Below are 12,928 nucleotides of genomic sequence, written 5' to 3' on the forward strand. Positions count from 1 at the left end.
ACTACTAAAAAATAAAGTTAAGAGAGAAGTGATATGAGTGAACGATAAATTAAAATATTTTTCTTATAGTCAAAATTCAATTAACACATATAAATCATGTCCATTGAAATTTAAATATAAATATATTGATAGAATAAATTGGAAAAATGATGATGTTGGTAGTAGAGAGTATTATGAAACTTTAAAAACAGGAAGAGATTTTCATTTGATTTGTGAAAGATATTTTAGCAATATACCTCTTGGAATCTATTTTAATGAGGATGATAAAAATAGTAAAAAGTTTTTAAAGTGGATGGAAAATATAAAAAAAGTTGTTCCTATTGAAAAAGGAAAAACGTATTTGCCAGAATATGAAGTAAGGATGACATTAAATGGGGATATAATACAGGCAAAGTATGATTTAGTTGTAATTGGAAATAACAATATAGAAATATGGGATTGGAAAACCGAGTCTAAAAAGATTGACTATAAACACGTAGAAAATAGAATACAAACTATTGTTTATATGTTTTTAGCAAAAGAAGTAATACCTAAAGTTTTAAAAATGGACATAAATGTTAAAGATATAAATATGAGATATTATCAACCTGAATTTGATGACTTACCAATTACCATTTTATATGATGAAGAAAAACATGAAGCAAATAGAAATAAAATTCAAAATTATATAAGTATGATAAAAAACACTAATTATGAAGAACATACATACGAAGACAATCTATACAATGATATAGAAAAGGTATATAATAAAGAAGAACGTATGTGCTATAGAAATAAAAAGCATTGCAAGTATTGTGAATTTAATAAGTTATGTAATGGCAAAGAAATAGATTATAGTATTTTGGAGGCGGAAATTTATGGGACTTAGGTTTGTATTAGGTAGAAGTGGAAGTGGAAAATCCACCTATATACTAGATGAAATTAAAAAAGAAGCTCAAAAAAATGAAACGACATCAATTATACTTTTAGTTCCAGAACAGTACACATTTGAGGCTGAAAATAGAGTAAGTAAGCTATTCTTAGGAAAAGAAAAAGATAAGTATCTAAGAGTTAGGGTACTTAGCTTTAAGACACTAAGTAATATAGTTTTTTCTCAAGTAGGAGGATTGACAGATGTAAATATAAATTCTAGTGGAAAAGCAATGATGGTATATAGAGCTATTGAAGATGTAAGTGAAGAATTAAATGTGTTTTCAAAATCAAAATCGCAGTCTGGTTTTGTAAGTTCAATTACAGATATGATATCAGAAATGAAACAATACAATATAAGCCCTGAAATGTTAGAAAATATATCTGGAGAATTGGATAATGAAACTTTAAGTTTAAAATTAAAAGATATAAGTAAAATATATAATTCTTTTGAAGGGAAATTGCATGAAAATTATGTAGATGCTCAAGATATGTTAACTTCATTGGCAAGTAAAATTGAATTAAGCAGTTATTTAGATGGAGCTTGTGTTTATATAGATGAATTTACAGGTTTTACACCAAATCAGTACAATGTCATAAAGAGTATATTAAATAAGTCTAAAAGTGTTAATATCTCTTTGACTGTAGATGATATCAACTATATTGGGTACAGTAAATCTGATATGTTTTCTAGAACGAAATTTACTTATTCAAAATTGACTCAATTGTGCAACGAAGAAGGCATAAAAATATTGCCACAAGTAAATTTAAACACAGGTGTTATAAAAAGATTTGAAAAAGTTAAGGAATTACAGCACTTAGAAAGATTTTATAATGCTTATCCATATAAAATATATTCAAATCCAACTGAAAATATAAAGATAAAAGAGTTTAACAATTTATATTCAGAGGTGGAAGAGATAGCCAGAGAAATTGTACATTTAGTTAGAGATAAGAATGTCAGATATAGAGATATAACCATTGCTACAAGAGATTTAAATAGATATGATTTTTTAGTACACTCTATATTTAATGAATATAATATACCAAACTTTATAGATAAGAAGAGAGAGGCAAAAAGTAATCCAATAGTTATTTTAATTATTTCAACTTTAGAAATGAAGAATAGACGATATGGGTATGAAACTATGTTTAGGTATTTAAAAAGTGGACTTATAGGAATTGATAATGATGATATAAATTTACTAGAAAATTATGTGTTGGCTAATGGGATTAAAGGTAAAAAATGGTTTGATGAAAAATGGGATTATAGAATAACTCAAAGTCTTTCAGGTCAAGAAAGTGAATTTGAACTGGAATTAAAAGAGAAAATAAATGAAATAAAAAATAGAGTATTAGAGCCTATAGTAATTTTACAAGAAAAATTAAGAGGAAAAAATAGAGTAAAAGAAATCTGTAGATATATATATGAATTTTTATTAGATATAAATATGCCAGAAACTATAGAAAGTTTAATAGTAAATTTTAAGGATAAAGGGGAACTTGATGTTGCAAATCAATACTCACAAGTTTGGGACATAGTAGTGGACATATTAGACCAAATGGTGGAACTTATGGGTGATGAAATAATTTCTTTAGAAAAATTTATAAAATTAATAACCTTAGGTTTTGATGAATATGAATTAGGACTGGTTCCTCCTAGTATAGACCAGGTACTTGTAAGTAGTGTGGATAGAATGAAAAATCCAGACACGAAATATTTATACCTAGTTGGAACTACTGATGGTGTGTTTCCGCTGATTACAAAGGATAGTGGAATATTGAGTGATAATGATAGGGAAAGTCTTGGAAACAAAGGAATCGAAGTTGATATTGATAGTAAGACTAGGAGTTTTGAAGAACAGTTTCTTGTATATAAAGCTCTTACTTCGACATCTAAGAATTTAACCATAACATATCCAATATCAGACCATGAAGGTAAAACGCTTAGACCATCAATAATTATATCAAGACTTAAGAAGATATTTCCAAATATAGAAAATAAAAGTTATTTAGTGGAAGAAAATAAAAGCACTGATAAAGATATACTTAAAAAAATAACGGTTAAATCCCCTACATTTAATGAACTTATAAACATAATAAAAAATTATGACAGTGATGGTTACAATACAGAAGAGATTAATAGTATTTGGTTAGATATATATAGGTACTATTTAAAAGATGAAGTCTATAGTTCTATAACAAAAAAAGTTATAAAAGGTCTTAGTTATACTAATCAAGTTCATAAGATTGAAGAGAAAAAAATAAGGTCATTGTATAAAAGTAATTCTCTTAGCATATCTAGGCTTGAAAAATATGCTGAATGTCCATTTGCTTATTTTATACAATATGGTCTAAAAGCAAAAAAGCGTAAAGAGTATTCATTTACACCACCAGATTTAGGAACTTTTATTCATAATATTTTAGATAGGTTTTCAAAAGAACTTTTACAAGATAATTTAACTTGGAGAGATATTGATGAAAAATATATAGAATTAAAGATAGGTATAATAGTTGATGAAATAATTTTAAAGATACCAGGATATATATTAAATAGTTCTGAGAGGTATAAATACCTTGCATATAGATTAAAGAATATGTTGACAACTGCTATAACTATAATTAGTCAGCAAATAAAACAAGGTTCATTTGAACCAATAGATTATGAAGTTAAATTTGGCAACAATGGAAAATATCCACCTATAAAAATGGTGTTAGAAAATGGACAAGAAGTAAGTTTAATTGGACAAATAGATAGAGTTGATGAATTTGAAGAAGGAGAAAATAAATATATAAGAATAATAGATTATAAGTCAGGCAATAAGTCCATAAGTCTAACAGAAATATATTATGGTCTACAATTACAATTACTTGTGTATTTAGATGCAATCCTTGAAAGTGCAAAGGATGAAGATATAAATATAAATCCAGCTGCAATACTATATTGTAGAATAAATAATCCAATAGCAAAATTTAATGAAGATAAAGATGATGAAGAAATACAAGAAGCAATATTAAAAGAACTTAGAATGAAGGGGCTTGTAGTAAAAGACTCTCACATAGTTAAAGAGATGGATAAATCATTAATAGATGGAGAAAGGAAAAACTCTTTAGTAATACCAGTAGGTCTTACTAAGGATGGAAATGTAGGTAAAAGTACTTCAGCAATAAGCTATGAGGATTTCAAACTGCTTAGAAAATATGTAAGGCATGCTATAAAGGATTTATGTGAAGAAATGTTAAGTGGAGAAATACGTATAGCTCCATATAAACATAAAGATGGAACATCATGTGACTTTTGTGATTACTCTGCTATATGTCAGTTTGATTCAACTATAAAAGATAACAAGTATAAAAATTTAAATAATAAGAGTAATGAAGAGATAATAAAAATGATGAAAGGAGATGTTAATTAGTGAGTTCTCCTAAATGGACAAAAGAGCAATTAGAAGTTATAGAAAGTAGAGAATGCAATTTATTGGTTGCTGCTGCTGCTGGTTCAGGAAAAACAGCCGTGCTAGTTGAGCGTATAATTCAAATGATAACAAGTAGAGAAAATCCAATTGATATAGATAAGTTATTAGTTGTTACATTTACTAATGCTGCTGCGTCAGAAATGAGAGAGAGGATAGGGGATGCTATAGGAAAAGCCTTAGATGAAAACCCAGAAAATAAACATTTACAAAACCAACTTGTTTTATTAAATAAATCTAGTATTACAACAATACACTCATTCTGTTTGGATGTTATAAAATCAAACTTTCATAGAATAAACTTAGACCCTAATTTCAGAATAGGAGACCAAACTGAATGTGCTATTTTGAAACAAGAAGCAATAGAGGAAGTATTTGAAGATTTATATGAAGAAAGAGATGAGGGGTTTTTAAATTTAGTTGAAAGTTATGCAGAAAGAGGAGGAGATAAAGAAGTACAAGATATTATCTTGGGAATATATTCATTTGCAATGGCTTCTCCTGAACCTAAAAAATGGTTGATTGACTCAGCAGAACGATTTAATATTGATGAAAATTTTGATTTTTCACAGTCTATTTGGGCTAGAGCTATATTAGACACTGTAAAAATAGAGATTAATGGTCTTTGTCTAAATATGGAAAGGGCATTAAAAGAAGTGGAATCAATAGAAGAATTAGAAACTTTTGCAGAAAAGTTATCTGTTGAATATAAAAAAATTGCTGACATTTCACAAGCATGTAATAAATCTTGGGATGAGGCATATAAAAAGATGGCAAGTATGTCCTTTGAAAATTATGTAAAAGGAGTAAAAAGAATTTCAAAAGATGCTCCTTCGTATATAAAAGAATCAAAAGAAAAGGCAAAAACTATAAGAGATAAGACTAAGAAGTCTTTAGAAAGTATAGTAAGTGCTACATTCAATAAAGATAATGATTCTATTAGAGAAGAAATAAAATATCTTTATAACATAGTTAAACCAATATCTAGTGTTGTACTGAGATTTGAAGAGGAATATAGCAATAAGAAAAGAGAAAAAGGAATAATAGATTTTAACGATATAGAGCATTTTGCATTAAATATACTTACAGATGTAGATGAAAAAGGTAATATTGTACCTTCTGATATAGCAGTTGGATATAGAAACAAGTTTTATGAAATATTTATAGATGAATATCAGGATAGTAATCTAGTGCAGGAAGTACTGCTTAAAGCTGTTGCAAATACAGAAACTCCAAATAGATTTATGGTTGGTGATGTAAAACAGAGTATATATAGATTTAGACAAGCAAAGCCAGAATTATTTTTGCAAAAATATAATAACTATAATGATAAAAAGGGAAGTTCCCATAGAAAAATAATGCTTTACAAAAATTTTAGAAGTAGAGAAGAAGTTGTAGATGCTGTAAATTATATATTTGAAAATATAATGAATGAGAATATAGGAGAAATTGAATATACAGAAAAAGAAAGACTAAATTTAGGTGCAAATTTTAATGTGGATACAGACGAGAAATCTATTATTGGTGGAGCAACGGAGATACACCTAATACAAAAAGATAATAAACTTGATGATGATATTATAAATGATAAAGACGATAGAATTAATAACAAAGAAGATGAAATAGAGGAAGAAGAAAAATTAGATAATATACAACTTGAGGCTAGAATGGTTGGAAACATCATCAAAGATTTAATGAAAGTCAATGAAGATGGAAAAATTCAAAAGGTCTATGATAAGGGAATAGATGGATATAGACCTGTGGAATTTAGAGATATAGTTATTCTTTTAAGAGCTACATCTGCATGGGCTCCAGTGTTTGCAGATGAATTGATGAATATGGATATACCAACATATGCTGATGTTGGAGTGGGGTATTTTGATACGATTGAAATAAAAACAATATTGTCATTACTTCAAATAATAGATAATCCAATGCAAGATATACCTCTTATATCTGTATTAAAATCACCTATATTTGGATTTACACCAGAGGATTTGATTGATATTAGAGTTCAGAGTAAAGATAAAATTTTTTATGAGGTTTTAAAAAGTACAGCAGAGTATGATGGATTTACAGATTCTCAAAATGAAAATGAGTCTGAGTTTATACCAAGTGAAGAGTGCATAAACAAAAGTAAAGATTTTTTAATTAAGCTAAAGGAATTTAAAGAAAAGTCAATGTACATGAGTACAGATGAATTTATATGGTACTTGTACACAAGGACTGGATACTATGCCTATGTTGGAGCATTGCCAGGTGGAAGTCAAAGACAAGCTAATTTAAAAGTATTGTTTGAGAGAGCAAAACAATTTGAAGAAACCAGTCTTAAAGGAATATTCAACTTTGTAAATTTTATAGAGAAATTAAAAAAATCTAGTTCTGATATGGGAAGTGCAAAAACACTTGGTGAGAATGCAAATGTTGTTAGAATAATGAGTATTCATAAAAGTAAAGGTCTAGAATTTCCAGTAGTCATATGCTCTGCAATGGGTAAAAATTTCAATACTCAAGATTTTAAAAAGAGTATTTTATATCATCATAATTTAGGGTATGGACCTCAATTTGTAGACTATGAGAGAAGGATTTCTTTTCCAAGTATAGCCAAAGAAGCATTAAAAAGCAAAATAAATATAGAAAATTTATCAGAAGAGATGAGAGTTTTATATGTTGCATTTACAAGAGCTAAAGAAAAATTGATTATAACTGGTTCTACTAGAAATATACAAGATAGTATAAAGAGATGGTCAAATGGAATTGAAAGTTTAGATACAATATCACAATACGAGATATTAAAAGGTAAAAATTTTTTAGATTGGATAATGCCTTGTGTATTAAGACATAGGGATTTATCTAATCTACTAGAAGAAGTAGGATTAGACGCAGTTTTTAATGTTGAACATAATTCAAAATGGTATGGAAAGTTGTGGAATAAGAATGATATTTTAGTGGAAAAGAAGAGTGATGAAGAAAAAGAAAGTATTGAAGAAATTCTTGAAAAAATAGATGTAGATAATCCTGACAGTGATTATTACAGTGAAATAGAAGAAAAATTAAACTATATATATCCATATGAATTTAGTACAAGAAAACCTGCTACTATATCTGTTACAGAAATAAAAAAGATACAAAATAATTATGAAGAAGAGTTAATAAATACTATATTTGAACAAAAAGTAATATTAAAAAAGCCTCTATTTATTCAAAATGAAGAAGAAAGAGAAAAAATAAGTGGAACAGAAAGAGGTACAATAGTCCATTTAGTTATGGAGGTTTTAGACTTAAAAAATGTAAGTAGTGTAAATGATATAAAATCACAAATAAGAGGTTTTGTTTCAAAAGGTATAATAACAGAAAAACAAGCTAGTATAGTAAATCCATATAAAATATATAAATTTTTTGCCTCTAACATAGGAAAAAGAATGTTGAATGCTGAAATTATAAATAGAGAAAAATCAATTTATGCACAAGTAAATATGAAAGACATATATATTTATGAAAAGCTTATAAACAATGACGATAAAAAACTTTATGATAATGAAAGTGTCATGTTAAGAGGTATAGTTGATGCTTATTTTGAAGAAGATAATCAAATAGTTTTGGTGGATTATAAAACAGATTTTGTAAATGAGGAAAATATAAATCAAATAATAGAGAAATATAAAAAACAGTTGGATTTATATGCAGATATTATTGAAACTTTAACTGGTAAGTCAGTAAAAGAGAAATGTATATATTTATTTGGAGTTGATGAAGCTGTTTGTTATTAGTTTTTATATATAAATTAAACCTAAAAGATAGAGGAAGGGGAAAAAATGAGATTTATTCATACATCAGATTGGCATCTAGGGAAGTCCCTAGAAGGCCATTCTAGAATTGAGGAACAAGCAAAGTTTTGTGAGGAATTTATAAAAATAGTAGAATCAAATGAAATAGATATGGTTATAATTGCTGGAGATGTATATGATACTTCTAATCCACCAGCACAAGCAGAAAAACTATTTTATCAGACTGTATCAAGACTTGCCAATAATGGTCAGAGGTGTGTATTAATAATTTCAGGAAATCATGATAATCCAGAGAGACTCTCTGCAATAACACCTCTAGCACATGAACAGGGGATACTTATATATGGTTATCCATTAAGTGCTACGATAGAAGCTAAGTATAAAGGGTTTGAAATAACATATGCAACTCAGGGATGTACAAAACTGAATATAAATGGAGAAAATATTGTGGTTGCTACATTACCTTATCCAAGTGAAAAAAGATTAAATGAAGTTTTTTCAAGTGAAGATGAGTTTGAGAAACAAAAAAATTATTCTGAAAAGGTAGGAGATATATTTAGAAGTTTAGAAGAAAATTTTAGAAGTGATACTATAAATATAGCCGTATCACATATATTTGTAATAGGTGGAGAGAGTACTGAATCAGAAAGACCTATACAATTAGGTGGAAGTTTTTTAGTTGAAAGAAAAGATTTGCCAGAAAAGGCTCAATATACTGCACTAGGTCATTTACATAAACAACAAAAAGCTTCCGAACGTTTAAATGCGTACTATTCTGGTTCTCCACTTCAATATAGCAAGGATGAAAGAGCGTATACCAAAGGGGCATACATAGTGGATATAAAAGCTGGTGAAAAACCAATAATTGAAGATGTATATTTTAATAATTACAAACCTATAGAAGTATTTAAATGTAATGGAATAGAAGAAGCACTAGATATATGTGAGCAAAATCAAGATAGAGAGATTTGGTCATATTTTGAAATAAATACTGATGAGATAATATCACAGAATGAAATTAAAAAAATGAAGGAACTATTAAAAGACATAATAGAAATAAAACCAATAATAACATCTTGTTATGAACAAGAAAGTGTAGATATAAAAGAAAAGTCTATGGCAGAGTTGTTTAGAGAGTTCTATTCTTTTAGTAAAGGTGTAGAGCCAAAAGGAGAACTTATGGATTTATTTCTAGATATAATAAGTGAAGAAGGTGAATCAGCAGATGAGACCAATTAGATTAGAACTTACAGGGCTTAATAGCTATATTGATAAACAAGTTATAGACTTTGAAAAATTAATTGAAAGAGGTTTGTTTGGGATATTTGGAACTACTGGAAGTGGAAAATCTACAATATTAGATGCAATAACTATTGCTATGTATGGAAATATATCCAGAAATACAAAAGAATATATAAACAGTGTGTGCGATAAGGCAATTATATCATATGAGTTTGAGATAGGAAGCAAAAACACTAGAAGAAGATACATTGTAGATAGAACCATTGCTAGAAGCAAAACAGGAACAAAGACCTCTAATGCTAGATTAATAGAAGTATTGAATGACAATACCCAAAATGTTTTAGCTGATAAAGTTGTGGAAGTAAATGAAAAAGTAGCACAGGTTGTAGGATTAACGGCAAATGATTTTACTAGGTCAGTAGTTTTACCACAAGACAAATTTAATGAGTTTCTAAGATTATCACGTGCAGATAGAAGAGACATGTTAGAGAGAATTTTTAATCTTGAGAAATATGGAAGAAGTCTTGGAGAAAAAGTGAAAAAGAGAAAAAATATACAGTTACAAAATTTAAAAGATTTGAAATCAAAATTAAGTCAATATGATGGAATTACAGAGGAAGTATATAACAATATAAACCAAGAATTAATAGAGTTAAAAAATTTGGAAAAAGATAAGAATAATGCTTTAGACCTAGCTCAAAAATCTTATGAAGAAAGTAAAACAGTATATGAAGAACAATTAAAGTTAGAAAAAAATGAACTTAGAAAAAATGAGCTTGATTTAAAAAATAGTGAGATAAAAGAAAAGATTGCTCTTGTAGAAAATGATAGTAACGCTAAAAAGGTAGACCCATACATAAGTTCAGTTCAAAATCTAGAAAAAAAGATAGATGAAGATAGCTTCGCAGTAAGTAATTTAGAAAAGAAATTAGCAATATTAAATCAGGAGCTTGAAGTTACAAAAAATAGATATGAAAAAATAAACAAAATTAAGAATGAAGAAGTCCCTAAATTGAGTGAAGAAAAAATAAGATTGCAACAAGCAATAAAATTAGAAGAAGAGTTAGTTTTATTAGATAGAGAGTTAAAAGAGCTAAAAGAAAGTGGAATTAATTTAAATAAGACTAAAGTTGAATTAGAAAAAGTAAAGCAGGTGTCAGAGTCCAGAAAAGATGCAGTTACTAAATCTATAAAAGAAGTTGAAGGAAAGATTGATAAAGTAAATATAAGTGCAGAATTAAAACAAAAAATATTTCTAGCATATGAATACGAGAAAGATTACAACAACGTATTGGAAGAAAAAAATCAAAAGCTAAATAAACTAGAAGAAATACTCAAAGAGACAGAAAATATAAATTTAAAAGTTAGATATATTGATAAAGATAAGAATGATGTAAATCGTAATTTAGAAAATTTATCACTTCACTTGGATGTTCTTCTTAAAAAATGTCCTGGTAAGAGTGCTGATTTACTTTTAAAATCTGAATATGTTACTGAATTAAGAAATAAAGCAAATAATACTAAAGAAAATGAAATTAAGAAAAGCAGTATACAAGATGAATTAAAGATAATACTTGAAAGTAAGTTTAATACTGAAAGGGAAGTAAATTTACTAAATGAAAAACTTGAAAATAATAGAAAGAACAGAGATGACCTAGAAAAAGAATTAGAAGAACTAAAGTATTTAAATTTAGCCTCTGAACTTAGACGTGAATTAAAAGAAAATATGCCTTGTCCAGTTTGTGGGTCAAAACATCATGAAAATCATAATATAACTAAATATGATGAAAATATATCTTTTGTCAAAGAAAAACTGGAGAAATTAGAAAAAGAAAAAATAAGTATAAGAAACAATATAGAGGAATTAAATGCTAAAGTAAGTGGGTATTTATCTATAGAAAAAATGAAGACTAAAGAACTTGAAGATGTAAAAGGAAAACTAGGGGGGATTCCATCTAGTCAATTATTAAAAAAACTTGATGAAGAACAAAGAAAACTTGCATTGTTAAAATCTAATATTCAGGAGTGGGAGAAAGAAAAAGAGAGTACTGAAAATAAAGTAACATTAGCGAAAGAAGAAAAAAATAAAATTGAAAAAGAAGAATTAAAAATAAGAGAGAGTCTGAATAATTATAAGAAATTAACAAGAGATTTAAACATAGAAATAGAAGGTTTAGAAAATAAATGTAAAAAACTTAAACAGGAATACCTAGGATTAAAGACGATTACTAAAGTCTCTAATCTATTGTCAAAAGTAAAAGAAATAAGGGAGAATGAAAAAGAATTAGAATTACTAAGTACTGGGCATTCAAATTTATTAAAAAATAGAGACTCACTAGATATTAAAATAAGAGAAAATGAGAGTAAACTACATGAAATAGAGATAGAATTAATAAAGGCTAGAGAATTATATGTAGAAAAGAAATTGAGTAGGGATAATAAGTATAAAGAAGTTATTAGCATAACTAAAGGTGATTTAGCTAAAAATCTTTTACATAATGTTGAAGAAAATATATGTAAGATATTAGAACAAGAAGAATCAAGCAAGAAAAAATTGGAAGAGCAAAGATTAGAATATGAAAAAAACATTGCTGAAAAGCACAATATAGATGGTAGACTTAAAACTGCTAAGGAACAATATAAAGACCAAAAATCAACACTAAATAAACTATTAGCAGAAAATAAATTTGAAAGTATATATGCAGTAAAAAGAGCTTTATTAGATACTGATGCAGTAAAAAAATTGATTGAAGAAATACTAGAGCATGAAGAAGAACAAAAGTTATTATCATTTAAAATAAAATCATCAAAAGAAAAATTAAATGGAAGAAGCATAAAGAAGGAGTACTTTGAACAATTAAAAGATGAAATTTATAATTTGAAAGTAGAAATAGGAAATATATCCAAAGATATTGGAGCTAATCAAAATCAGTTAATAACATTAAAAGACTCTTTAGATAAGATAAATGATTTTAATAAACAACTTAAGGTAGTTGAACACAATGTGGACTTATTGGAAGAATTAGATAAATGTGTACAAGGAAATAAATTTGTAGAATATGTTTCTACAAACCAATTAAAATATATAGCGTTGGAAGCATCAAAACGATTGGATGGAATAACAAAAGGAAGATATGCACTTGAAATTGACTCAACACTAAACTTTGTAATGAGAGATAACTTTAATGGAGGAGAAAGAAGAAGCATTGATACTCTATCTGGTGGAGAGACATTCTTGACATCTCTATCATTAGCACTTGCTCTTTCATCTCAAATACAATTAAAGGGAAGTGCACCATTAGAATTTTTCTTTTTAGATGAAGGTTTTGGTTCATTAGATAGTGAACTTTTAGAAATTGTTATAGAATCCTTGGAAAGATTGCATAGTAATAATCTAAGTGTGGGTATAATAAGTCATGTCGAGGAACTTAAAAATAGAGTTCCTGTTAAGCTATTAGTTTCATCTAGTGAGGCTGGAATAGGTTCAAAAGTAAAAATTGAATATAGTTAGAAAAT

General features: G+C 27.4%; 5 protein-coding genes. All 5 read left to right on the forward strand.

The annotated features are described in order from the left end of the window. Window positions 1-37: 37 nt before the first annotated feature. The 5 genes from CDIF1296T_RS05715 to CDIF1296T_RS05735 are packed head-to-tail and all read left to right on the forward strand — an operon-like array spanning window position 38 to window position 12,923. Window positions 38-868: a PD-(D/E)XK nuclease family protein gene (locus CDIF1296T_RS05715; protein ID WP_003428590.1), complete on the forward strand. Its 831-nt coding sequence runs from the start codon at window positions 38-40 to the stop codon at window positions 866-868. Continuing rightward, window positions 858-4,325 (forward strand): helicase-exonuclease AddAB subunit AddB, encoded by a 3,468-nt coding sequence (addB, locus tag CDIF1296T_RS05720; RefSeq protein WP_009896007.1) that lies wholly within the window; start codon window positions 858-860, stop codon window positions 4,323-4,325. Before CDIF1296T_RS05715 ends, addB begins: the two co-directional genes overlap by 11 nt. Beyond that, the gene (addA, locus tag CDIF1296T_RS05725) at window positions 4,325-8,152 is read left to right on the forward strand and encodes a helicase-exonuclease AddAB subunit AddA (RefSeq protein ID WP_009896009.1); all 3,828 of its coding nucleotides are present in this window, start codon (window positions 4,325-4,327) and stop codon (window positions 8,150-8,152) included. The genes addB and addA overlap by 1 nt, the downstream gene beginning before the upstream one ends. A 45-nt stretch (window positions 8,153-8,197) precedes the next feature. Continuing rightward, window positions 8,198-9,409 carry an exonuclease SbcCD subunit D gene (locus tag CDIF1296T_RS05730; protein ID WP_003437948.1) on the forward strand — a complete coding sequence of 404 codons (1,212 nt, stop codon included), beginning with the start codon at window positions 8,198-8,200 and terminating at the stop codon, window positions 9,407-9,409. After that, complete coding sequence (locus CDIF1296T_RS05735; protein WP_009896012.1) at window positions 9,396-12,923, forward strand: AAA family ATPase; 3,528 nt, start codon at window positions 9,396-9,398, stop codon at window positions 12,921-12,923. Before CDIF1296T_RS05730 ends, CDIF1296T_RS05735 begins: the two co-directional genes overlap by 14 nt. The last annotated feature ends 5 nt before the right edge of the window (window positions 12,924-12,928 follow it).

This window comes from Clostridioides difficile ATCC 9689 = DSM 1296 (genome assembly GCF_001077535.1).
In the GTDB taxonomy this organism is placed as follows: Bacteria; Bacillota; Clostridia; order Peptostreptococcales; family Peptostreptococcaceae; genus Clostridioides; species Clostridioides difficile.